This window comes from Neobacillus sp. SM06 (genome assembly GCF_050496765.1).
Taxonomy (GTDB): Bacteria; Bacillota; Bacilli; order Bacillales; family Cytobacillaceae; genus JAEVLT01.
Genome location: NZ_JBNWEO010000013.1, coordinates 41,420 through 66,452 on the forward strand (window position 1 = coordinate 41,420; position 25,033 = coordinate 66,452).

The 25,033-nt window shown below is 42.3% G+C and carries 24 protein-coding genes; all 24 read right to left on the reverse strand.

Translation table 11 applies throughout. The annotated features are described in order from the left end of the window. Window positions 1–68: 68 nt before the first annotated feature. The 24 genes from ACQYAD_RS05280 to rimP all read right to left on the reverse strand — a co-directional run bounded on the left by ACQYAD_RS05280 (window position 69) and on the right by rimP (window position 24,863). On the reverse strand, window positions 69–794 hold the full coding sequence (locus ACQYAD_RS05280; protein WP_430236157.1) for a GntR family transcriptional regulator: 726 nt from the start codon (window positions 792–794) through the stop codon (window positions 69–71). 352 nt (window positions 795–1,146) lie between these two features. Further along, window positions 1,147–3,447, reverse strand: a complete 2,301-nt coding sequence (locus ACQYAD_RS05285; RefSeq protein ID WP_430236158.1) for a DNA translocase FtsK — start codon at window positions 3,445–3,447, stop codon at window positions 1,147–1,149. 175 nt (window positions 3,448–3,622) lie between these two features. After that, the gene (locus ACQYAD_RS05290; protein ID WP_430236159.1) at window positions 3,623–3,856 is read right to left on the reverse strand and encodes a YlzJ-like family protein; all 234 of its coding nucleotides are present in this window, start codon (window positions 3,854–3,856) and stop codon (window positions 3,623–3,625) included. Further along, a complete protein-coding gene (locus ACQYAD_RS05295) occupies window positions 3,853–4,596 on the reverse strand; it encodes a ClpP family protease (protein WP_430236160.1) in 744 nt (247 codons plus the stop codon). The genes ACQYAD_RS05290 and ACQYAD_RS05295 overlap by 4 nt, the downstream gene beginning before the upstream one ends. A 205-nt stretch (window positions 4,597–4,801) precedes the next feature. Further along, on the reverse strand, window positions 4,802–6,469 hold the full coding sequence (locus ACQYAD_RS05300; protein ID WP_430236162.1) for a ribonuclease J: 1,668 nt from the start codon (window positions 6,467–6,469) through the stop codon (window positions 4,802–4,804). Window positions 6,470–6,606: 137 nt separating this feature from the next. Then, a complete protein-coding gene (gene dapA, locus ACQYAD_RS05305; RefSeq protein ID WP_430236163.1) occupies window positions 6,607–7,479 on the reverse strand; it encodes a 4-hydroxy-tetrahydrodipicolinate synthase in 873 nt (290 codons plus the stop codon). Window positions 7,480–7,533: 54 nt separating this feature from the next. After that, window positions 7,534–8,781, reverse strand: a complete 1,248-nt coding sequence (gene dapG / locus ACQYAD_RS05310) for an aspartate kinase (RefSeq protein ID WP_430236164.1) — start codon at window positions 8,779–8,781, stop codon at window positions 7,534–7,536. A gap of 125 nt (window positions 8,782–8,906) precedes the next feature. Next, window positions 8,907–9,962 (reverse strand): aspartate-semialdehyde dehydrogenase, encoded by a 1,056-nt coding sequence (gene asd / locus ACQYAD_RS05315; RefSeq protein WP_430236166.1) that lies wholly within the window; start codon window positions 9,960–9,962, stop codon window positions 8,907–8,909. Window positions 9,963–10,205: 243 nt separating this feature from the next. Next, the gene (dpaB, locus tag ACQYAD_RS05320) at window positions 10,206–10,805 is read right to left on the reverse strand and encodes a dipicolinate synthase subunit B (protein ID WP_430236167.1); all 600 of its coding nucleotides are present in this window, start codon (window positions 10,803–10,805) and stop codon (window positions 10,206–10,208) included. Next, on the reverse strand, window positions 10,802–11,704 hold the full coding sequence (gene dpaA, locus ACQYAD_RS05325; protein WP_430236169.1) for a dipicolinic acid synthetase subunit A: 903 nt from the start codon (window positions 11,702–11,704) through the stop codon (window positions 10,802–10,804). Before dpaA ends, dpaB begins: the two co-directional genes overlap by 4 nt. A gap of 153 nt (window positions 11,705–11,857) precedes the next feature. Beyond that, complete coding sequence (locus tag ACQYAD_RS05330; protein ID WP_430236170.1) at window positions 11,858–12,103, reverse strand: YlmC/YmxH family sporulation protein; 246 nt, start codon at window positions 12,101–12,103, stop codon at window positions 11,858–11,860. Window positions 12,104–12,204: 101 nt separating this feature from the next. Continuing rightward, window positions 12,205–13,443, reverse strand: a complete 1,239-nt coding sequence (locus ACQYAD_RS05335) for a M16 family metallopeptidase (protein ID WP_430236172.1) — start codon at window positions 13,441–13,443, stop codon at window positions 12,205–12,207. Window positions 13,444–13,595: 152 nt separating this feature from the next. Continuing rightward, window positions 13,596–14,540, reverse strand: a complete 945-nt coding sequence (locus ACQYAD_RS05340; protein ID WP_430236173.1) for a polysaccharide deacetylase family protein — start codon at window positions 14,538–14,540, stop codon at window positions 13,596–13,598. A 142-nt stretch (window positions 14,541–14,682) separates the two neighbouring features. After that, complete coding sequence (gene pnp / locus ACQYAD_RS05345; protein ID WP_430236174.1) at window positions 14,683–16,803, reverse strand: polyribonucleotide nucleotidyltransferase; 2,121 nt, start codon at window positions 16,801–16,803, stop codon at window positions 14,683–14,685. A gap of 219 nt (window positions 16,804–17,022) precedes the next feature. Beyond that, a complete protein-coding gene (gene rpsO, locus ACQYAD_RS05350) occupies window positions 17,023–17,292 on the reverse strand; it encodes a 30S ribosomal protein S15 (protein ID WP_430236175.1) in 270 nt (89 codons plus the stop codon). 285 nt (window positions 17,293–17,577) lie between these two features. Then, window positions 17,578–18,540, reverse strand: coding sequence for a bifunctional riboflavin kinase/FAD synthetase (gene ribF, locus ACQYAD_RS05355; protein ID WP_430236176.1), 963 nt, complete (start codon window positions 18,538–18,540; stop codon window positions 17,578–17,580). A gap of 17 nt (window positions 18,541–18,557) precedes the next feature. Next, on the reverse strand, window positions 18,558–19,478 hold the full coding sequence (gene truB, locus ACQYAD_RS05360) for a tRNA pseudouridine(55) synthase TruB (RefSeq protein WP_430236178.1): 921 nt from the start codon (window positions 19,476–19,478) through the stop codon (window positions 18,558–18,560). Between the two features lie 145 nt (window positions 19,479–19,623). Continuing rightward, a complete protein-coding gene (gene rbfA / locus ACQYAD_RS05365; RefSeq protein WP_430236179.1) occupies window positions 19,624–19,983 on the reverse strand; it encodes a 30S ribosome-binding factor RbfA in 360 nt (119 codons plus the stop codon). 18 nt (window positions 19,984–20,001) lie between these two features. Continuing rightward, entirely contained in the window at window positions 20,002–20,280 is a 279-nt protein-coding gene (locus tag ACQYAD_RS05370) for a DUF503 domain-containing protein (protein WP_430237197.1), read from the reverse strand. Beyond that, window positions 20,280–22,541: a translation initiation factor IF-2 gene (gene infB / locus ACQYAD_RS05375; RefSeq protein WP_430236180.1), complete on the reverse strand. Its 2,262-nt coding sequence runs from the start codon at window positions 22,539–22,541 to the stop codon at window positions 20,280–20,282. The genes ACQYAD_RS05370 and infB overlap by 1 nt, the downstream gene beginning before the upstream one ends. Before the next feature lie 19 nt (window positions 22,542–22,560). Beyond that, window positions 22,561–22,863 (reverse strand): YlxQ family RNA-binding protein, encoded by a 303-nt coding sequence (locus ACQYAD_RS05380; protein ID WP_430236181.1) that lies wholly within the window; start codon window positions 22,861–22,863, stop codon window positions 22,561–22,563. Continuing rightward, complete coding sequence (rnpM, locus tag ACQYAD_RS05385) at window positions 22,863–23,144, reverse strand: RNase P modulator RnpM (RefSeq protein WP_430236182.1); 282 nt, start codon at window positions 23,142–23,144, stop codon at window positions 22,863–22,865. Before rnpM ends, ACQYAD_RS05380 begins: the two co-directional genes overlap by 1 nt. A gap of 18 nt (window positions 23,145–23,162) precedes the next feature. Further along, the gene (gene nusA, locus ACQYAD_RS05390; protein ID WP_430236183.1) at window positions 23,163–24,287 is read right to left on the reverse strand and encodes a transcription termination factor NusA; all 1,125 of its coding nucleotides are present in this window, start codon (window positions 24,285–24,287) and stop codon (window positions 23,163–23,165) included. A gap of 105 nt (window positions 24,288–24,392) precedes the next feature. Then, on the reverse strand, window positions 24,393–24,863 hold the full coding sequence (rimP, locus tag ACQYAD_RS05395) for a ribosome maturation factor RimP (protein WP_430236184.1): 471 nt from the start codon (window positions 24,861–24,863) through the stop codon (window positions 24,393–24,395). Window positions 24,864–25,033 lie beyond the last annotated feature (170 nt).

Below are 25,033 nucleotides of genomic sequence, written 5' to 3' on the forward strand. Positions count from 1 at the left end.
TCATGATTTAGTAGAAATGCTAAGGTAAGACAGGATTTATTTTTTGTAATCCCACTTAAAATGATTCATTAAACTCTTTTTCGCAATACCCGAAAACTAAACTTGTCTGCTTTAAAATAATTCAGTGAGTAAAGAATGGGCTCATCGTTTTCGTCATAATGCATTTGTTTTAATACAAGCAGGGCCGTTTCCGGTTCACATTCTAGAATAGGCGAAATTTTTTCGTGATAGCCAATAGGCTCAATATGTGCAATTGCGTATGTAATTCTCCGGCTTGCCTTTTCTTCTAAAGTATGAAAAATCGATCCTTCGACATAGGAGAATTCTTCTGGAAAAATTCTTTCAGGAATTTTGTCGATGCAATAGACAACAGGATCTCCATTGGCTGTCCTGACTCTTTCAATGACAAATAGATTCTCATCAGGTGCACAATAAAATTTTCGTATATCTTCTTCACATGGCTGTTGGGATGAAGAACGAAGAAAAATAGTTCCGGGTTTTAAACCTGCTTCTTTAATCATGTCAGTGACACTGCTTAGCTGTTCGATCCCTGATGTGAATAGCGGTTTAGCATTTACAAATGTTCCAACACCATGACGACGAACGATTACGTTTTCTTCTTCAAGAACACGCAGTGCCTCCCTCAGCGTCGCTCTGCTCACTCCTAAATGTTTGGCAAGATCAAATTCTGACGGCAGTTTCTCTTTTTCTTTATAAATTCCCTTTTCAATGTCTTGTTTGAGACGGTCGATCACTTGCAAGTACAAATGCCGGTTATCTGACTTAATGGACATGCAACTTCCTCCAGCCTTTTCCTAGGACATCAGACCTCTGATGTATTATCATTCCTACTAATCGGAAATACTATATCACTTTTTGTCGAATAAATAAATAGTCAATTGGCTGATTGTTTGAAAAAAAGCAAAGTAAGAAAATTGTCAAATATAAACATAGCATTCATTTGAAGAACTGCAAAAAACAAGCAGTAGAAGCGTTTTTTCATTATTATGATAAAGAATGCAGGAAAGTAAATTTAATAGAAAAAATCCGTTTCCCAAAGAACAGAAAACGGTTTCAATCGTATAGCACTTTTATTATTTCCTTTTTTATGATTTTCCAAACCAGCGAAATCAGCCGGTTTGGAAATTATTGAGAACTGGCTTCTTCTTTCGGTTTTGTCATGAGCACAGCACGGGGTTTACTGCCTTCATACGGTCCTACAATACCGCGTGCCTCCATTTCATCAATTAACCTCGCTGCTCTCGTATAGCCAATACGAAAGCGGCGCTGAAGCATCGAAACAGAGGCCGTTTGCATCTCGACGATTAGACTAACCGCTTCCTCATATAGATTGTCATCAACTGCTCCTTTTGCCTCAGGGATATCATCGGGAATCATTTCTTCCTGGTATTGAGCCTTTTGCTGAGAAATTACATAATTGACGACTTCTTCAACTTCATCATCGGATAAAAATGCTCCTTGCACGCGTACAGGTTTAGAGGCTCCTACTGGCAAAAACAGCATATCGCCTCGCCCCAGCAACTTTTCCGCCCCGCCCATATCGAGAATCGTCCGGGAATCCGTTTGGCTTGATACGGCAAAAGCAATCCGGGATGGGATATTGGCTTTGATTACACCTGTTATGACATCAACAGACGGACGCTGCGTTGCGATGATCAGGTGAATACCGGCTGCCCGCGCCATTTGCGCAAGTCTTGTGATGGAATCTTCCACGTCAGATGAAGCAACCATCATTAAGTCTGCAAGCTCATCGACGATCACAACGATAAACGGCAGTAGCGGCTGCTTGTCATCCTCTTCAGCATTATGCCGGCGAATGTATTCGTTATACCCTTCAATATTTCGCGTCCCTGTATAAGAAAACAACTCATAGCGCCGTTCCATTTCATTGACTACTTTTTTTAGCGCCTGGGAAGCTTTTTTCGCATCGGTTACCACCGGTGCCAGCAAATGGGGAATGCCATTGTAAACATTGAGCTCAACCATTTTCGGATCAATCATCATCAGCTTGACTTCATGCGGCTTTGCCCGCATTAACAAGCTTGTAATAATACCATTAATGCAGACGCTTTTGCCGCTTCCTGTCGCACCGGCTACAAGTAAGTGCGGCATTTTGTTCAACTCTGCAAGAACGGCTTCGCCTGTAATGTCGCGACCAAGACCGATTAATAGTTTAGCTTCCGGTTTGTCATTCTGAGTTACTTCCAATACTTCCCTTAACGAAACCATGGCAACTTCCGAATTTGGCACTTCAATCCCGATTGCTGATTTTCCCGGAATTGGTGCTTCCATGCGGATATCTTTGGCCGCTAGCGCCAACGCTAAATCGTCACTTAAACTGACAATCTTGCTTACCTTTACACCTACATCCGGGTGCACTTCATATTTCGTTACAGCTGGCCCGAGATGTACTTGTGTTACCCTTGCCTTGACACCAAAACTTTGAAACGTTCGCTCCAGTTTTGCTGCGTTGGCATGGATCATTTCATATTCTCCGCTTTGATCGGCTTTTTTAGGCATCTTTAAAAGCTTTAAAGATGGGAGCTCATAGGCGGCATTCTCTATTTCTGTAAATGAAAGCGGGGTCGATAAATCCTCCTCAGCAGCTGAATCTTGAATTTCCTGCTCAGGCTGTTGTTCGGATTGATGTTCTTGTCCATTTTCATCAATTAATGCTCTGTCAGTGAAACTCGAAATAATCGGTTCAATCACTGAAGGTTCTTCAATCGGCGAAGGAGGGTAAACAGACAAGTTTTGCTGCTGTCCGTTTTCTGGCTGCCCCCGTCGATTCGCCCGTCTTTCCTCACGTCGTTCCTGCTGTTTTTGTTTCCAATCCGCCATATCGTTTTTAAAAGCATTCCATTGATCTTGTGAAAAGCTAAATATCGTCAAAATGATATTGCCGATAAAATCACCAATCGATTTGCCCGTAATTAACATAAAGCCGATGATGATAAAGAGAAAGGCGATGATTTTTGCACCGGAATCGGAGAATAAAAAATAGGAGGCAGCGTATAGGACAGCACCAATCATGCCCCCGCCAAGATCTATTGTACTTGTTCTATGAAACAATTCATCTTGAAACAAGCCAAACGTTTTTTTTATCACACTGGCTGATTCAAATTGACCATTTTTGGATAATGCCTGGAATAAAAAAATATGATTATAAAGCAAGATCGATCCAATCAAAAAATAACTGCCCATTAATTTAGTATCGAAAAGAAACGGCACCGTTCGTTTCCACATTATATAAATACTAAGGGCAAAAAGACCGATCAACCCGATCATATACCATTCGCCAAACCAAAAGCGAAAAAACAATACAACCGCTTGGCCAACTGCTCCCAATTTCGCCATGGAAATAACCGATAACGATAACAGTACGAGGGCTGCCAGTTCAAATTGAATCGTTCTCTTCAGTTTCATCTCTCTTTTTCTTTTTTGTCTTCGCTTTTTTTTTACCAATGCTATCACCTAACTCTATCATTATTCCTTCTCTAAAAACCAAAAGGAGTCTCCCATAGCAGCATTCTACCGAAAGGAATAAAGCAGCCATGATGGCTGCTCTTGTCTATTTGTCCTTATTATACCATACTCTATATCAAAAAGAGGACAAACCTCCCTGTTCTAGCAAAGAAATTTTTGTACCGGGGGTGAAACGTGCATCAAGATAATGCTGCGGATCTGTACTGAGAATGCGAACAATTCGGCCAGTATCGCCAGAAGTTGTTTCCACTAACAGCTCAACACCATCCTGAATAATGGTACATTGATGTTGGGCATCCGATTCGCTTGGAAAAATTAATTCTTGTGGCATCATTGTATATAAGATCATTGAACAATCGCCTCGCTTTTCTTGCGGTGTAGCTCAATGAGTTCATTCAGTTTTTCCATCGCCTGACCAATCCCGCCAACTTCATCAATTAAACCGGATTGAACAGCATCGGCACCGATCACATTTGTTCCAATATCTCTCGTTAAGTTTCCTTTGGCAAACATTAGGTCCTTAAACGTTTCTTCACTTATATGGGAATGCTTTGTGACGAAACTTACAACCCGCTCCTGCATTTTATCCAAATATTCGAAAGTTTGCGGAACACCAATAACGAGCCCAGTCAAGCGAATTGGATGAATGGTCATTGTCGCTGTTTCAGCTATAAACGAATAATCACATGAGACAGCAATCGGAACACCAATCGAGTGGCCTCCACCGAGCACAATCGAAACGGTTGGTTTCGACAAGGTCGCAAGCATTTCAGAAATCGCAAGACCGGCTTCGACATCCCCGCCGACCGTGTTCAAAATGACGAGCACGCCTTCAATTTTCGGATTTTGCTCGATTGCAACCAATTGCGGAATCAAGTGTTCGTATTTCGTTGTTTTGTTTTGCGGCGGCAGCGCGAGATGGCCCTCAATTTGTCCAACAATGGTTAAACAATGGATTCGTGAATCTGCTGAAAGCTGCGGTACGTTTGTCTGACCGAGCTGCTGAATTTTATCAATTAACGAAGATGGCTGCTTTTCCTCATTTTGCGGCTCTTGTTCTTCCTGATTTTGTTTTGGTTCATTTTCCATCACATTTACTCCCTTCAAGCATGATATGGTTAGTATTTGTCAGCAGAACAATTTCATCCCAAAAGAATAAAAAAGCAAAGTCCCTTTGTCATGTGCTGCAGCTGTATAGTTTAACTGAAGGTATTTCCCGAAACGCAAAAAAGCATCGATTATCGATGCTTTTGCTTTTTTCGTTCGTTTAACTTGCTGACCTTATGAACTAAATCTATACTTCCATGATGATTGGCAAAATCATCGGTCTGCGTTTTGTTTTTTCATATAAATAACGGTTTAATTCATCGCGAACATCTTGTTTTAACGTTGTCCAATCGAAGGAATTTTTCGCCGTGTTTCTTTCTACTATATCGCGTACAAGCTTTGTTGATTCCTCTAACAGCTTTTCCGATTCGCGGACATACACGAAACCGCGCGAGATGATTTCCGGACCGGAAATGATTTTCTTTTCCTGCTTTGTTAATGTTACGACAACAATTAAGATTCCATCTTGTGACAGCAGTTTTCGATCGCGCAAAACAATGTTGCCAACGTCACCAACACCAATTCCATCGATCAGGGTGTTGCCGGAAGGAACTTTCCCGCCATCAATTGCTTTGCCATCTTTAAATTCCACTACGTCGCCTCGATCGATAATCACAATTTGATCATTGCCAAGGCCGCACTCCTCGGCTAATTTCTTATGAGCCTTCAGCATGCGGTATTCCCCATGGACAGGAATAAAAAACTTTGGTTTCATTAAATTGATCATAAATTTTAATTCTTCCTGGCTTCCATGACTGGAAACATGAAGGGTACGTCTGTCTGAGATCACGTTCGCTCCGGCACGGAACAGGATATCAATCGTTTTAAACAAGAAAATTTCACTTCCCCTTAATGGAGAAGCTGCGATCATCACCGTATCCCCTCGCTGGATATTGACTTGTTTATGCGATTGTTTCGCCATTTTTTGCAATGCTTCAATTGGTTCTCCTTGATTCCCTGTCATCAGAACAACAATTTCATCATCCGGGAATTGGCTGATTTCCGAAATCGGAATGATTACGTCATCAGCAACATTTAAATAACCAAGATCAAGCGCAATATGATAAATCGTTTCAAGGCTTTTGCCGACAACAGCTACTTTCCGCTGTGTTTCTTGTGCGGAATCGAAAATATGCTGAATTCGGCTGATATCAGAAGCAAAGCAGGCGGCAATGATTCTCCCTGGAGCATTATAGAAGGCATTGGACATTTCTCTTGCGACGATTGCTTCAGAAGTCGTATAACCCGGTTTTTCCGCTTCCGTGCTGTCCGAAAGAAGACATAATACCCCCTGCTCACCAATTCTCGCCATTTTTCCGATTTCCGCTTGGTATAAAGCTGTAGCTCCCTGATCAAATTTAAAATCACCCGTATAAACGATTGCACCTTCGGAAGTTTGAACACATATACCGACAGAATCCGGAATGCTATGGTTTGTCCGGAAAAAATTGACTTCTACCGATCCCAAATCAACAACCGTATCCGAATCAATTTCAATAAAATCAACCGGGCTGGTGAATTCCTGCTCTTTTAATTTTGCACCGGCAAGCGCCAAGGTTAATCGGGTTCCATATACCGGTACATTGACTTGGCGAAGTACATAGGACAGCGCGCCTATATGGTCTTCATGCCCATGCGTTAAAAAAATGGCCTTTACTCTTTCCTTATTTTCAATTAAATACGTCAAATCCGGGATCACTATATCAATGCCCAGCATTTCATCCTCGGGGAACATTAAACCGGCATCAATAATAAAAAGGTCTTTGTCCACTTCGACCAAATACATGTTTTTCCCGATTTCTCCGACTCCGCCCAATGCCGTAAGCTTGATGGAATTATTTTTTCTCTTTGTCAATTTTACGTAACCCTCCTAAGTTGATGTTAAGCCGACCATAGATCAGTTACGCTTATTATACTTGAAATCAGAAAATCATTACAACACTTTCAATCAAACCTTACCATAATAAAAAAACCAATCAGATGATTGGTTTTTTACATTTCATTTAGCAATTTGCTCAGGGTCACTCTTTCTTGTTCGGAAAGGGGTACGAGCGGCAGTCGGACGGATCCGACATCAAGCCCTTTTAACTGAAGGGCGGTTTTGACTGGGGCTGGGCTAGGCGCTGCAAACAATCCTTGCATCAATGGCAATAAACGCTGATGAAGTTTTGCCGCTTTTGCCGTTTCGCCTCCCAAAAACGCCTGAACCATTTCTTGTAACTCATTGCCAATCACATGGGACGCTACGGAAATAATTCCGGCACCGCCAATCGAGAGAACTGGAAGTGTTAAGGAATCATCACCACTGTACAACAGGAAGTCCTCATCTGTGTTTGCAATAATTTTCGTCATCGCATTTAAATCACCGCTTGCTTCTTTTACGGCAGCGATATTTGGAATTTTCGAAAGGCGAATGATTGTTTCAGGAAGAATATTGACTACCGATCTTCCCGGAATATTGTAAACCATAACCGGCAGCGATGTTGCTTCTGCAACTGCTTTGAAATGCTGGTAAAGCCCTTCCTGGTTCGGTTTATTATAATAGGGTGCAACAACCATAATTGCGTCGACACCAAGTTGTTCTGCTTTTTTCGTTAATTCAATTGATGCATACGTGTTATTGCTGCCGGTTCCGGCAATAACAGGGATCCTCTTATCCACAACTTTCACAATATGCTCAAATAGTGCCAGTTTTTCTTCTTTTGAAAGCGTTGGTGATTCCCCTGTTGTTCCTGCAACTACGAGAGAGTCGGTTCCATTTTCAATTAAATGATTGACAAGTTTTGTTGTTCTGGCAAAATCGATATGCCCTTTATGATCAAACGGGGTCACCATTGCCGTTGATACACGTCCAAAAAGAACCATGATTCTGTTTACTCCTTCCTTATCCTAGCCATGGCTTTATAAGTTGTAGAAAAATTAGTAAAAATCGGGCTGATTGTACTGGGCGGTCTCTTCTTCGAGCTGAAAGGCATCGTGCAGCGCGTTCACTGATTTTATTAGCTCTTCTTGTTTGACAAGCACCCAAATCGTTGTGTGGCTGTCAGCAGATTGAAGGATTCGAATTCCTTGTTCGGATAAGGCAGTAACAATATTTGCTGTTACTCCTGGAACACCTGCAATCCCTGCTCCCACAACAGATACTTTTGCGCAATTTCGTTCAACACCCGGCTCATGGCCAAGTTGCTTAAGCACGTTTAGTGCCCTATCTGTCATTTCTTCCGTTACCGTGTAAATGACAGCATTTGGCGAGATATTGATAAAATCCACACTTATATTCTCATTTGCCATCGCTTTAAATACTTCTGCCTGCAAATTGTATTGATCTTTTTTAGCGTAAACCTTAATTTGCGTGACATTGGAAACATGCGCGATTCCAGTCACCAATCGCTCTTTGATGTCACTGCCCCGGTTTTCCTTATTCAAGGCTGTCACAAGTGTGCCGGGATTATCGGAATACGTCGAACGGATCCGGATTGGAACTTTCGCCTGCATCGCAATCTCCACTGCTCTCGGATGGATGACCTTTGCACCTTGATACGCCATATTGCACACTTCCGTATAGGTCACAACCGAAAGCGGTCTGGCGTTTTCGGCAATGCGCGGATCGGCTGTCATTACCCCTTCCACATCTGTAAAAATATCAATCCATTCAGCATTTAGCGCTGCACCGAGCGCAGCCGCGGACGTATCACTGCCGCCGCGGCCGATTGTTGTAACATCGCCGTTTTTCGCGGCTCCTTGGAAACCGGCGACAACAACTGCATCCGCATTTTCGAATTCACGAAGAAGACGATCGCATTTCATTTCGATGATTTTGGCATTTGTGTGGTCATGATTGGTTCGAAACCCTGCCTGTGCACCAGTTAAGGCGACAGCACGGATATTATTTTCCAAGAGCATATCGGTAAAAACCACACTTGAAATCGTTTCGCCGCACGATAGCAGTAAATCCTGCTCCCGATTGGAAATTTTACTGCTATTTCCGCCAACTAAAGATAGAAGGGTATCCGTCGCATATGGATCGCCTTTTCTCCCCATTGCTGATACAACGATCACCACTTTGTAACCATCCGAAAGCGCTCTTTGAATATGGCGAAGAGCAAATTTCCGGCTCTCCGCATCCTTCACTGATGTACCGCCAAATTTTTGCACAATGATTTTCATCGGCTTTAAAACCTGCCTTTTTTAGCTAATCAGAATTTATATCCATAATTTCTAAGCGCATAAATTCAACTATCCCTCTGTCTTCGTCCATAGGGACTCGCCAGTCGGCGAGTTTTCATTTGCAATTATTTACCTTTTACAAGACCTAATGAAAGCAAACTTTCAGCAATTTGCACCGAGTTCCATGCCGCGCCTTTCAGAAGGTTATCGGAGACAACCCACATATGGAATCCGCGTTCTTCGTCCAAATCTTTTCGAATCCGTCCGACAAATACATCATTTTTACCGACGCAATTTGCAGGCATTGGATAAATCTGCTGGTCCGGTTCGTCTTGAAGAACAATTCCTGGTGAGCTGTTTAATAAGGCTTTAATCTCAGCAGCTGTAACGCCTTCTGCTTCAAGCTCAAAGTAAACCGATTCGGAGTGGCCGACTTCAACCGGTAACCGCACGCAGGTTGCAGCAACAGGAAGCTCCGGCATATGCATGATTTTTTTCGTTTCATTGATCATTTTCATTTCCTCAAACGTAAAACCGTTCTCTTGGAATTTATCAATTTGCGGAATCGCATTAAAGGCAATTTGATAATGCTTCTCATCTGAACGAACAGGCAATATTTTCGGTTCGAAGCTTTCATTGTTCATAATGGCATTTGTCTGCTCTCTTAATTCTTCGATTGCAACTGCTCCAGCGCCGGAAACTGCCTGGTACGTTGAAACAAGCACTTTCTTTAAACCATATTTTTGGCGAATCGGCTCTAATGCAACAACCATTTGAATGGTAGAGCAGTTAGGATTCGCAATAATTCCATTATGATGATGAAGATCGCTCTCGTTTACTTCGGGAACAACCAACGGAATTTCCGGATCCATCCGAAAGGCACTCGTGTTATCGATAACTATCGCTCCGCGTTTTACTGCTTCGGGAGCAAGTTGTTTCGACACGCCCCCCCCCGCACTAAACAGGGCAATATCCACGCCTTCAAAACCTTCAGGCGTTGCTTCTTGGACGGTGTATTCTTCCCCATTTACGTTAACTTTTTTTCCTGCAGACCGGGCAGAAGATAATAAAGTTAATTTTTTAAAAGGAAAATTCCTATTTACTAATGTTTGGATCATTTGCTGCCCTACAGCTCCTGTTGCCCCAACTACAGCAACATGCAACCCATCTGTCTGGTTCATTCTCTAGTACCCCTTCCATGCATTCTGCGTATTTTTCCATATTGAGCCGTTCATCACCGGGAAATGGCCGCTAGCTTTTCCTTTTTTGAAAAGGCTACTCTGTATTTCCCAGCAACTCGCAGGCTTATCCTAATTGATTTGTGTATCGCTTTTCTCATATTAATTAAGTGATGAATCATGCGATAATTCATTTTACCATATTACCGTGAAGAAATAACGTTTTTCCTTTTTCGATCGGAAATTTTATACACCGTCCCGGTATTTTTCAATAATTACAGGTTGAATTTGTTTGCCGCCGATGGCGCTCTCGATCGTTTCTGTTAGCATTTCCATCCGCGCCACCATTGAATTCGGTTTTTTTATCGGATCATCTTGGCCAAAGGGGATAAAATATATATTTTTTGTTGCCATCAATCTCATTAAATTCACACCATTTAAACCGAGGGCATCATTTGTTGAAATGCCAAGTACAACTGGTTTACCGTTTCGCAATGTCGCTTTGGCCGCCATTAAAACCGGACTGTCTGTCATCGCATTGGCGAATTTGCTCATTGAATTTCCGGTCAATGGGGCAATGACCATGCAATCAAGAGGAATTTTCGGTCCAAGCGGCTCTGCCTTAACGATCGAATCAATTGCTTTATTTCCGGTTAATTCTTCGATTCGTGCTACCCAATCCTCACCTTTTCCAAATCTTGTTTCTGTGTTTTTCACTGTAAAGGTGACAACTGGAAGAACTTCCGCGCCTTCTTGAACAAGTTTTTCAATTTGCGGAAAGACGGCATCGTAGGTGCAATGGGAACCTGTTAATCCAAAGCCGATTCTTTTGCCTTTTAAACTCATTTTTTGTTCTCCTTTCGCCTTTTCAAATCTTCTTCGAGCAATTGGGCAAGCACATCTGCCAAAATCTGTCCGGCCGTTTTCGGAGCGACAATACCCGGCAGACTTGGAGCGAGCAGTGCCTTAATGCCGCGTTTTTCGGCATAGCGAAAATCGGTACCGCCTGGTTTTGAAGCAATATCAATAATGAGTGTGTGCACAGGTATTTTGGATAAAACTGCTGCGCTGAGTACTAAATGCGGAATTGTGTTGATAATGATATCCGTGTTTCTCACTTCTGTTTCAAGGTCATTTAAATGAAACGGAGTTACGCCCATTTCAGTGATTCTTGCAAGATGTTCACTTTTTCGCGCGCCAACCTTCACTTTGGCTCCCAAGGCATGAAACGCTCTAGCTACACTCATGCCACATCTGCCAAGCCCAAGAACAGCCACGTTTGAACCATGGATCGTAAAGTCCGTATGTTGGATCGCCATCATGATCGTTCCTTCAACCGTTGGAATGGAGTTGTAGATCGCGACATCATCCCGGGCAAACAGCTGGACAAGTCTTCTGTTTGCTTTTGTTGTTAAACCGGTCAAGAATGGATTTGTTATTCCGGAATAAATCGTGCAGTGACTTGGTGTACTGGCAAGTATGTCTTCAGTTAACACCACTTTTTCGTTTGAAAAAATTGTCTCCACCTGGCCCTGTAAATTCGTTCCGGCAACTGGTAAAATAAACGCATCTATTGTTGAAAAATCGATCTCATTGATTTTTTCCTTTACCGCCCCTGTAAAAGCGTGATCCAGCTGTTCGAAACCAATTAACGAAAGCCTGGCATCCAACTCTGTCAGCTTGCGGATAATTTCCAGCTGTCTAGCATCTCCGCCAATTACGGCAATCTGCATTCCTGTCAGCATGAAAACATTCACCTTCTTTTTTTAAAAATCCTTACCAACATCACTTCAACATCTTATGTCACAATGACCAAATCGGTGAGTTTTCCACTCCATTGCATGAAAAAAAGCCCAAGCAACCGAAAGCTGCTTGGGCTTTTTTTCATATTTTGGAATTTATTCAATTTCATCGGCAACATCAATGATGATCATATCTGTACCGATTTTCTTAATATGCTGCCATGGCACTCGGATTTCCTGGCCTTGTTTCCTTAGGCCAAACCATTTTACGCTCGGAATTAACAGCGCTTGAATTTGTCCAGTTGTTTCATTTATTTCGAGATCGGTCTGACCGAGAACGCCTAGCCGTTCGGCTCTTTTGACATCAACAATTTCTTTTCCGCTTAACTCACTTAGTCTCACAAATATAGCCCCCTTCAATTTCCTTTGTACTAGTTTATCGACAATGGGGCGAAATTAGACTACGGAAAAAAAGACATTGGAACGAACGGAAGCAGTATCACCTAACGAATCGAGTTCGGCATTCCGCCTTCGGGACTGATTAGAGAAACCGAGTAATGATCCGTAAAAATGCGATTGGCCATTTGATCGACTCCGACTTTTGTCACATGATCAATTTGCTCAATGATTTCATCGAGCGAGCGGTGCCGCTTAAGGAGAAGTTCATTTTTTCCATTTCTGCTCATTCGGCTGTTTGTGCTTTCCAAACTAAGCATGAGATTGCCTTTCAACTGTTCTTTGCTATTGGTCAGCTCTTTTTCAGTGATTCCTTCCTGCTTTAATCTTTGAAGCGTCTCATCGATCGTTTCAAACAAAACATCCAGCTGTTTCGCACCCGTACCGCCATAAATCGTGACAATTCCACTGTCCTGATACGCTGAATGGTAAGAGAAAACAGAGTATGCAAGCCCTCTTTGCTCGCGTACTTCCTGAAACAGCCTGCTGCTCATGCTTCCACCAAGAATATTGTTCAACACGATCAAACTGTAGATCTCTTCATGACCGACATTTAAACCGTTAAAGCCTATGCATAAATGGGCTTGTTCTGTCTCTTTTTTCCTCGCAATCCGGTTTGCATGAAACGATGGGGGAAATTCCGATTTTGTACTGCTTCCGCCCTGATAGGATCCAAAATAATTTTCCACTTCGTGAATAAAGGTGTCTGGGACATTTCCTGCGATTGAAATGACGACATTTTCCGGCGTGTACCGTTCGTAAATATATTCTTTGAGCTTCTCTCCAGTAAACGTGTTTAATGTTTCTTCTGTCCCTAAAATTGGATAGCCGAGCGGATGATTTTCATAAACAGCCTTGCTCAGTAAATCATGGACAATATCATCCGGGGTGTCTTCATACATTTTAATTTCCTCAAGAACCACATTTCTTTCTTTGTTCAGTTCTTCTTCAACAAAAGTTGAATTAAAAAACATATCCGCTAATACATCCAGAGCATATTTCGCATGTGTATCAAGCACCTTTGCATAATAGCATGTGTATTCTTTTGATGTAAAAGCATTTACCTGGCCGCCGATACTGTCAAAGGATTCAGCAATTTCCTTTGCAGTACGGGTAGTTGTTCCTTTGAAGAACATGTGTTCTAAAAAATGGGATATTCCATTGTTCTCTTGATTTTCATCTCTTGACCCTGTCCCAATCCACACCCCGATTGCCACGGAACGAACCGTTGGAATTCTTTCAAGGACAATTCGAACCCCATTCTGGCAAGTATACTTCTTGATCATTGAAATCCTCCTGTTCATCTACAACTGCTGCGTCAATTATTCATTTTATACTAGATTCACCTGATACCGTTAGTATTTCCTCTTATTGTGCGAAATTGTCCTCCAATTTATTATCCTCCCGACTAAATTGAAGAATTTCACCGGTTGCTATTTCACTTTATCCGCTCTTCATCCATTAGACTGGAAACTGTCCCAATCTCAAGCCCTTTTTGCTGAATTAGTTTGATCAGCCGATCCATCGATTTTGCGGTTGCTTCAGTCGGATGCATGAGGATAATGGATCCATTGCCGATTTTGCTCATTACTCGTTGAATAAGTACATCAGGGGAAGGTTTTTGCCAATCGATTGTATCAACTGTCCACATAACCGTTTTCATGTTAAATTCAGCTGCGATTTTTACCGTCTCATCCCGATAACTGCCGCTTGGAGGTGCAAACCATTTACTCTTTACCCCAGTGGTTGCTTTGATTACCTCATTTGTCTTATTTAATTCATCACGGATTCTCGTTGCCGAAAGCAGCTTCATATCAGGATGTGAATAGGAATGGTTGCCGACTTCATGTCCTGCATCGACAATCATTTTGGCTAAATCAGGATTTTTTTTCACCCAATTGCCTTCTAAAAAAAAGCTAGCTGAAACATTGTCCTTTTTTAATGTGGCTAACATAGATGGAAGATACTCATTTCCCCATGCGACATTGATTAAAAAACTGACCATGGGTTTATTAGGATGTCCACGGTAAATCGGTGAAGGAGGTAAATCATTTAAATGCGTTTTCGGCGCTACTTGTTCAAATACAAGTTTCTCCTCATTGAACTTACCGTCTTTTTTCATTTTGTTATAGGATGCCTCTATATTGACTTTTAAGCCGTTATAGCCTGGCGTTGCTTTCCATACGGTATCGATTTTTGCATCGGAGGGCTGAATTTCGTATTTAGGAGCTTTTTTTACAATCTCCTGATAAAGAGGATTTGCCTGTTTAGCTGCTGGCAATGATCCATTTTTTAAAGCGACTACATAGGAACTGATAGGCGTGTACGTAGCGGAAAACCAGGCCATTCCAAAGAAAATTGCCAACACCATGATCTTTCTCATTTTGTCTTTCCCCCTTCGTATACAAAATATGTTCAAAGGGGACAAGGTAGAACAACAAAGCGATTAAGGACTAAGCAGAATCCGAAAGCTTTTTTAGGTAATCGCAACAAAAAACCAGGGTTTCCCCTGGCTAGTTGAATCGTTATTTTTGGCTACCCTCTTCTTTTTCACGCTGTTCTTTTAAAACAGCTTTTCGTGAAAGGTTGACGCGTCCCTGCTTATCAATTTCGGTAACTTTGACAAGAAGTTCGTCACCGATCTTAACAACATCTTCCACTTTTCCTACGCGTTCCTCGGCAAGCTCGGAAATGTGCACTAATCCGTCTTTTCCTGGGAAAATTTCAACGAATGCGCCAAACTTTTCAATTCTTTTTACTTTTCCAAGGTAAAGTTGGCCGACAACGACTTCACGGACAAGATCTTCGATGATTTTCTTGGCTTTTTCATTCATTTCCTGGTTGGTGGAGGCAATAAAGATCGTGCCATCCTGCTCAATATCAATTTTAACACCAGTTTCTTCAATAATTTTGTTGATTTGTTTGCCGCTTGGTCCAATTACATCACGAATTTTATCCGGATTGATTGCCATCGTCAGTATTTTTGGAGCATAGACAGAAAGCTGCTTCCTTGGCTCCGCTATGGTTGCAAGCATGGAATCAAGGATTTGCATCCGGCCTTTTTTCGCTTGCTGCAACGCTTCTTCCAAAATTTCTTGAGATAAGCCGGCAATTTTAATATCCATTTGCAGTGCTGTTACCCCTTTTGCAGTGCCGGCTACTTTAAAGTCCATGTCTCCGAGGTGATCCTCCATACCTTGAATATCTGTCAAAACAGTATAATATTCTCCGGATTTAACCAATCCCATTGCAATGCCCGCTACAGGGGCTTTGATCGGTACACCGGCATCCATCATTGCAAGCGTGCTTCCGCAAATACTTGCCTGGGAAGTCGATCCGTTCGATTCAAGGACTTCTGAAACTAAGCGAATCGTATAAGGGAAATCCTTTTCGGATGGAATGACAGGTTCAAGTGCTCGTTCGCCCAAAGCTCCATGTCCGATTTCACGGCGTCCTGGTCCGCGCATTGGCCCTGTTTCACCTACGCTAAAAGGCGGGAAGTTGTAATGGTGCATAAACCGTTTCTCTTCTTCGATCCCGAGACCGTCAAGGATTTGCACGTCCCCCATTGCCCCAAGGGTACAAATGCTCAATGCTTGTGTTTGGCCGCGGGTAAACAAGCCAGATCCGTGTGTTCTTGGCAGGATGCCAACCTGTGAGGACAACGGACGGATTTCATCGACTTTTCGGCCATCCGGGCGGATTTTCTCTTCCGTAATTAACCGACGGACCTCACCTTTGACAAGCTTGTCCAGTATTTGTTTTACTTGTTTTAAATCATCTTCAGATGCTTCTGGTTCCCTGTATTGCTCTAAAATGCGATTTTTCACTTCATTAATTGCGTTTTCGCGGGCATGTTTTTCCTGAACTTGTATAGCCTTGATCATATCCGCTTCACAACTTGCCCGAACTTCCGCTTCCAGTTCCGGATCGATCTCGTATAAAGTTACTTGCATTTTCTCTTTGCCAATTTCCGCCACGATTTTTTCCTGGAATTCAATTAACCGCTTAATTTCCTCATGGCCAAACATAATGGCTTCGAGCATGATTTCTTCAGGAACTTCCTTTGCGCCTGCTTCAACCATGTTGATGGCGTCTTTTGTCCCCGCAACCGTTAAATGAATATCACTTTGGTCAGCTTGCTCAACCGTCGGATTGATCACAAATTCATTGTTCACCCGGCCAACGATTACTCCGGCAATTGGCCCCTCAAACGGTATATCTGATACGCTTAGTGCCAGCGATGAACCAAACATTGCCGCCATTTCTGTGGAACAGTCCTGATCCACACTCATTACGATGCTGACGACTTGAACGTCGTTGCGGAAACCATCAGCAAAAAGCGGACGAATTGGGCGGTCGATTAGGCGGCTTGCAAGGATTGCTTTCTCACTTGGTCGGCCTTCCCGCTTGATAAAACCTCCAGGGATTTTCCCGACTGCGTATAACCGTTCTTCATAGTTAACAGTTAGCGGAAAGAAATCTACGTTTTTCGGTTCCTTTGATGCCGTTGCAGTACTTAACACAGCTGTATCACCATATCGAACCATGACAGCGCCGTTTGCTTGCTTTGCCAATTGTCCAATTTCGACGGTCAGCTTTCTGCCTGCCCAATCAATTGAATAGTGGTGTTTCGTTTGATCCATATATTTTTTACCCCTCTCTATCCCAAATCACTTAGAGGATGATGCGAAAACAGATAAGTTCACTCGTATCATCGAACTTTTATGAAAAAGCCGGATTGCGGCTGTTGTAATGAAATTTTTATTTAAAGTATACCCCAATTTATATTAACTATAGTATGTATAAAAGATTTCTGATTCTGAAAGCTAATAAAAAAGCGGGAAAATTCCCGCTTCAGTTGATTATCGACGTAGACCAAGCTTATTGATTAATTCGCGGTAGCGCTGAACATCTTTGTTACGTAAATACGTTAACAAATTACGGCGTTTACCAACCATCTTCAATAGACCGCGGCGCGAATGGTGATCCTTTTTATGAATGCGCAAGTGCTCATTCAAATTGTTGATTGATTCTGTAAGGACAGCGATTTGTACCTCAGCAGATCCAGTGTCGTTTTCATGAGTTTTGAACTCATTAATCAATTCATTCTTACGTTCTTGTGTGATTGCCATCCTGTTTCACCTCCTATTGGGGCATAATCAGCAATGCTGTTTAGCCTAATTTAAATCGCCTGTTACTGAGCAAGCGTCGGTGACTCGACTTGCCAAGCAAAGGTTCATTTCGAATACGTTAATAAGAATACAATGTTTTCCGCCAAAAAGCAAGCTAAAACCGGATATTTCACAATTAAAGAGCAATTTTAGACAAAGATGCAGATAAAATAGCTTACGGGTTGCCGCATAATCAACTAGAACGAGCAAATCAGCATTGAATTTTATTAGATCTTAGCCAAACGATCAGAAACCGCTAGTAAAGTAGTCAATTGCTGCTTGTTTGTCTCTTTCAATTTGGGCGACAAGCTCTTCAATTCCGGAAAATTTTTGTTCTTTGCGCAAATAATTATGCCATTCAATTTCCACTTGTTTACCGTAAATATCAGCCTGAAAATCGAAAAGATGTACTTCAATTGATGGTTTTGGGCTTAGCTCGCGGTAAAAAGTCGGCTTAAAGCCGATGTTGCAAACCCCTCTGTACCATTCACCGTCTATCTTTAACCGAACAGCGTAAACTCCAACCGGCGGAAGAATGTAATCATCCAGCAATTCGATATTTGCTGTTGGGAATCCGATCGTTCGACCGCGTTTATCTCCATGGACAACAGTTCCCTTCGTCGTATAATAACGGCCAAGAAGCAATGGCAGTTGGTCGGTTTTTCCTTCCTTTAAATATGTACGGATCCATGTCGAACTGATTTTTTTCCCGCCACTTTCGAACTTTGGAACAACGGAAAAGGTAAATTCGTTTCGTGAATGAAACGGCAAGGTTTCCATTGTACCCTGCCCCATTCTTCCATACGTAAAGTCAAACCCCGCTACTGCATGCTTTGCATTCAAGCCGATGATGTACTGATCGACAAATTCCTGCGGCAAAAGATTCGCAAAAGCTTCTGTGAAATCAACGATAAATAAAAAGTCGATTTCCAACTGCTCAATCAAGCGAATTTTGTCACGAATGGGCGTGATAAACTGAACATGCTGTTCCGCTTTACCTAAAACGACCGAAGGGTGCGGATCAAATGTCATCACGGCAGATTTAAATCCCTTTTGAACAGCAATATCTTTTGCTTTTCGAATGACTTCTTGGTGGCCGAGATGAACACCGTCAAAATAACCAAGAGCCAACACCAATGGCGGTAAGTCGTTTTTTTTTATTTCAGGCGGGTATTCAAGTCTTTTTATTTCCACGATGGTACTCACCACTCTCTATCTTCCCTCTATCAATCTTGTTCGTTGCGCAATACTTTTACCGGTTTTAAGATCCCCTGTTTTTGCGGGTGGCGGGCGTATATCGCAAGAACACCGCCATCTGCCGTTTCGACTGCAATCGGACCTTCTGTCTTTTCAAGTTCATCAGGAACCCGTAAAAGTGCGCCATTTTTCACTTTCTCTGCTACTTTATCATTAATTGCATATTTCGGCAAATGAGAAAGTGCTCTTTCAAGTGGAAGTAACCATTGTTCCATTTCCCCTTTTTCCATTTTTTCCGCTACTTCTTCTAATGTCAGGCAATCATCCAGTGTAAAAGATGCAGACCGAATTCTTTGTAATTTTGACATATGTGCAGGAAATCCAAGCTTTTCACCAATCATCACAGCCAATGTTCGAATATACGTTCCTTTGCTGCAATCCACGCTAAAGCTAAATTTAAGTGTATCCCCTTCAGCTATCCATTCATCACTAAGCAACTCCAGCTTATAAATCTTCACTTTTCTGGTCGGCCGCTCCACCTCTATTCCTTGGCGGGCATATTCATATAGACGTTTGCCATTGACTTTCACAGCGGAATACATCGGTGGTGTTTGTTCAATTTCCCCGGTTAACGACGCGAATACCGCTGCTATTTCTTCATTTGGAATCATACGGTCAACGGCTTTTTGTTCGACGATCTCACCTGAGGCATCTTCGGTTGTTGTCGAAAAACCAATGGTCACTTCTCCGATGTAGGCTTTTCCGGCATCGGTAATGTACTCTGCCACCTTTGTTGCTCTGCCGATGCAGATGGGAAGAACTCCCGTCACGTCCGGATCAAGGGTTCCCGTGTGGCCGACTTTCTTTGTTTTTAAAATTTTGCGCAGTTTAAAAACACAATCATGCGAGGTCAATCCCGCTGGTTTGTATAAAGGCAAAATGCCTTCCATTGCCTTCACCCCCATTTTTTTTAAAATTCAAATGAACACTCGCTGACTGGTAAGTCGGCAAGTCCCTTGGGACGATGTACAAATATATAATTTCCTAGACCACCAAAAAATGGATAGACATTTGCTGTCTATCCATTTTCTCTTCTCAATCATTCGGATTCTCATCCTGGGCATGCAATTGATGGAGAAGAGATTCAATCCGATTCCCGTAATCGATTGATTCATCGAATTCAAAGATGATTTCCGGTGTTTTGCGAAGGCGGATGCGCTGTCCCATTTCTGTACGGATAAAGCCTTTTGCTTTTGCAAGGCCTTTTAGCGTATTTTCCCTTTGTTCCTCATCACCTAAAACCGATATAAAAACCTTTGCCTGTTGAAGGTCTCCGGTCACTTGAACATCTGTAACCGTTACAAAGCCAATTCTTGGGTCTTTTATCTTCCGGCCGATGATATCGCTCAATTCTTTCTTCATTTGCTCTCCAACGCGGTTTGCTCTATGGCTCATGATCTTTCACCTCTTTGTTTACAACCATTCGATGTCGGTGATCGTTCTTTCGATTTCGGGAAATGAATCAATCAAGTTTAATGCATGGTGGAGCTCTTTTTCGATCGGAACGCGACTTAAGCCAATCACTGCTATTCCAATTTTTGTTCGTTGCCAAACATCCTGGTGATCCATTTCCGAAACGGAAACATTATATCTTTGTTTAAGGCGCGTAATGATTCTTTGCAAGACAGCCCGTTTTTCTTTTAACGAATGGGCGTCGTAAATAATGCATTCACATATGGCAGCGCCAATCATCATTTCCGCTCTACTTCTTCCATAATATATGCTTCAATAATATCGCCTTCTTTGACATCATTGAAGTTTTTAATCGTGATTCCGCATTCATAGCCTTGTGCGACTTCTTTTGCATCATCTTTAAAGCGTTTTAGGTCGTCAATTTCACCTTCAAAAATAACGACACCGTCGCGGATTAAGCGAACACCGCTATCGCGGGTTATTTTTCCATCCGTCACATAACAGCCAGCGATGGTACCAATTTTAGAAACTTTAAACGTTTGGCGAACCTCTGCCTGACCAATGATTTTCTCTTCGTATTCCGGATCAAGCATTCCCTTCATTGCTGCTTCAATTTCTTCAATTACTTTGTAAATGATACGGTGCAAGCGGACATCTACTTTTTCCGCTTCGGCTGCACGCTTGGCATTTGCATCCGGACGAACATTAAATCCTATAACAATTGCATTTGAAGCGGCTGCAAGTGTAATATCTGATTCATTAATTGCGCCTACAGCTGTATGAATGATTTTGATGTTGACGCCTTCCACTTCAATTTTTTGCAAGGAGGCTGCAACAGCTTCAGCGGAACCTTGAACGTCTGCTTTAATGATGACATTTAAATCCTTCATTTCACCTTGCTTCAATTGTTCAAACAAGTTTTCCAAGCTTACGCGGGATTTTTCACCGCGATGGGCAGCGAGCGCTTGTTGGGCGCGAGCTTCACCGATTTGCCGGGCTGTTTTTTCATCATCAAAGACGACAAAGCGATCGCCCGCTTGTGGTACATCATTCAAACCGGTAATCTCGACAGGCGTTGACGGACCTGCTTCTTTCACGCGGCGTCCGACATCGTTAACCATCGCCCGCACGCGTCCATACGTATTACCGACAACAATTGGATCGCCAATTCGCAATGTTCCGTTTTGCACCAGCAATGTCGCAACCGACCCGCGCCCTTTATCCAACTGGGCTTCAATTACCGTACCGACGGCGTTTCGCTTCGGATTGGCCTTGTATTCTTCCACTTCGCTGACAAGTAAAATCATTTCAAGCAAATTGTCGATCCCTTCACCCGTTTTAGCTGATAGCGGAACGAAAATCGTATCTCCACCCCATGCTTCCGCAACAAGCCCGTGTTCTGTCAATTCCTGCATAACACGGTCTGCGTTGGCTGCTTCTTTGTCCATTTTATTGACAGCGACAATTATTGGAACTTCCGCAGCCTTTGCATGGTTGATGGCTTCAACCGTTTGCGGCATGACTCCATCGTCAGCAGCGACAACCAGAATGGTAATATCAGTGATTTTGGCACCGCGAGCACGCATCGTCGTAAAAGCGGCATGTCCTGGTGTGTCAAGGAACGTAATCTTTTTCCCATTTTCAACAACCTGATAGGCTCCGATATGTTGGGTGATTCCACCAGCTTCCCCTTCGGTCACTTTTGTGTTGCGAATTGAATCCAGTAAAGTCGTTTTTCCATGGTCAACGTGGCCCATGATCGTAACGACTGACGGTCTTTCAACAAGATCTTCAGGTGCATCCTCGGTGAAATAAACTTCCAAATCGGTTTCATCGATTTTGATTTCTTCTTCTACTGCAACCCCGTACTCTCCGGCAATCAATTCAATAGCATCCTTATCCAAAGCTTGGTTGATCGTTGCCATTACACCTAGCAAGAACAACTTTTTAATAATTTCAGACGGTTCACGGTGTAGCTTCTTTGCCAGTTCTGCCACTGTTAGAGATTCACTAAACGTAATTTTTGCCGGAAGCTCTTTTTCCTTCTTTTTCGGTGGCGGCGTTTGCTGTACTGTCTGATTAGGTTTTTTATTATTGTGCTGGTGGCGATTTTGTTGTCCAGGTTTAGCTTTAGATTTCCCTTTACTGAAAGCTTTATTTTCTTTCGACTGATATTCTTGGTCGTGTTTTTTTCCTTCTTTGTTTTTTGGTGGGACAACTTTTGGTTTTACTTTAGCCGGAATAGTCTTGTCATCGTCATCTTCGAATGCCTTTGGTGCCGTTTTCGGCTGAATTTGAGGCTTTTGCTGCGGTCTTGGCGATTTATTGCCTCCAGGGCGATGCGCACCAGACCTCTGCTGCTTTTGCTGTTGTTTTTGATCTTTTTTTACAAAAATAGCATCAAGCTTTTCGATTACACCATCTTCAATGGTTGTCATATGATTGGAAACCTCTATATTCATATCTTTCAGCTTTGCTATTACATCTTTACTTGAAATATTGTGTTTTTTCGCATATTCATATACACGCGTTTTGCTCATACTTTCACCCCCGCTAGAATTAATCGAGCAACGTGATCATTTTTTTTGCAAATCCATTATCCATTATAGCTACAACAACGCGGGCTTCTTTTCCAATTGCTTGACCAAGAAGATGGCGATTTTCAACAAGTTTCAATGGAACTTTGTATGAATTACATTTATCAGTGATTTTTTTCGCTGTATTGATCGATGCATCTTTAGAAAGTAAAACAAGTTTCGCTTTACCACTTCGAATTTCTTTCAAGGCCAGCTCCTCACCCGAAATGATTTTCCGTGCTCGATTGGCTAAACCAAGTAGTGACATCCATTTTTGTTCCTTCATTAGGATAGTCGGTTCTCCTTCTCGATTAGCTCTACCAGCTCATCATATAACTTGTCATCGATCGGAACTTGTAAATGATTCGCTAAAATATTTTTTTTCTTGGCTAATTCAACTGCTTCCTTCTCTTTCGAAAGGTATGCCCCCCTGCCGGATTTTTTTCCAGTCAGATCGATTGAGACTTCCCCTTCCTTGGAACGAACGATGCGAACGAGTTCTTTTTTCGGTTTCATTTCACCGGTTGCCACACATTTGCGCATTGGAACTTTTCTTCGAGTGTTCACGATCATTCCCCCTTACGGTTATTCCACTTCATCTTCTGTATCATCAAAGCCGAAATCGGTATCGTCTTCAAAGAGTTTGATGGTCTCTTCTCTTGGATAGATTCCTAATTCGCGTGCTTCTGTTTCCGATTTAATGTCGATTTTCCAACCGGTTAATTTCGCCGCTAGCCGGGCATTTTGGCCACGTTTTCCAATTGCCAGGGATAGCTGGTAGTCAGGCACGATCACCGTTGTAGCTTTTTCAGCTTCATTGACGATCACATCCAATACTTTCGATGGGCTAAGCGAGTTAGCTACAAATACGACTGGATCATCGGACCATTTTACGATATCGATCTTTTCCCCTTTTAGTTCATTAACAATCGCCTGTACCCTTGAGCCTTTTGGGCCTACACATGAACCGACTGGATCCACTTCCGGATTATCGGAATGAACGGAAATCTTTGAACGGTCGCCAGCTTCACGTGCCACTGATTTAATTTCTACTGTACCATCATATATTTCAGGAACTTCGATCTCAAATAAGCGTTTTAATAGCCCAGGATGTGTTCTTGAAACAAAAATTTGCGGACCTTTTGTTGTTTTTTCAACCTTTGTTATAAACACCTTAATGCGATCGTGCGGCTGATAGCGTTCGTTCGGCATTTGCTCATTGACCGGGAGAATTGCCTCAATTTTTCCTAGACTGACATATATAAATTTGGAATCAATTCGCTGAACGATTCCTGTCATAATATCTTCTTCACGGTCAATAAATTCGGAATAAATAATCCCTCTTTCTGCTTCTCTTACACGTTGGGTGACAACTTGTTTAGCAGTTTGAGCCGCAATTCGGCCAAAATTCTTTGGCGTGACTTCAAGTTCAACAACATCTTCTACTTGATAATTCGGATTAATAGTTCTTGCTTCCTCTAGTGAAATTTCCAATCGTGGATCAAAAACTTGATCGACAACTTCTTTTCTGGCAAAAACACGCATCGAGCCTGTTTGCAGATTAAGATCAATTCGCACATTTTGTGCTTGGTTAAAATTACGGCGATATGCCGACACAAGTGCTGCTTCAATTGCTTCAATTAAAACATCTCTGGAAATACCTTTTTCTTTTTCCAGCAATGTAAGAGCATCTAATAATTCGCTGCTCATGGATTGTATCCCCCTTCATTTCTTATTCAATTTTCCAGGTATGACTTAAGTTGCTGTTTATTTCAACTTTACTTAACAGACATTAAAAAGGATTAGTACATTCCTTTAGGAAAAGCTGATTGCCAACCGGGCGCTGGCAACTTTCTCATACGGAATTTCAACTGTTTTCTTTCTTGTTTTGATCTTTACTTCAAGCGATACCGTAGCTCCGTCAAACGTTAGCAATTTGCCTTCAAAAACTTTTTCACCATCGATCGGTTCGTATGTTTTCACAAGGATTTGCTTGCCTATGGCCTTTTCATAGTCGTTCGCCTTTTTCAATGGCCGTTCAGCCCCTGGGGAGGACACTTCAAGAAAATAGTTGTGCGGAATCGGGTCGAGTTCATCCAATTTTTCACTGAGTTTTTCGCTAACTAAACCGCACTCTTCAATGTCAACACCGGTATCTTTATCGATATAAACGCGAAGAAACCAGTTCTTGCCTTCTTTTACGTATTCGACTTCCACCAATTCAAGATCAAGTTCCGTGACAATCGGTTTCGTCAGTTCTTCGACGATTTCCGTTACTTTGCTCATGCTCCATAACCTCCTTTTCACGAATTTATCCGTGTTAACATAGGACGTTTTTTAGAAATAAGTGCACACAATACGAAAGAGTGGGTTTCCCCACTCTTGAATACGAGAGTATTTCTTAGTATTTCCAATAAAACTATACCATAACCATACTATAGATGCAAATGAAATGC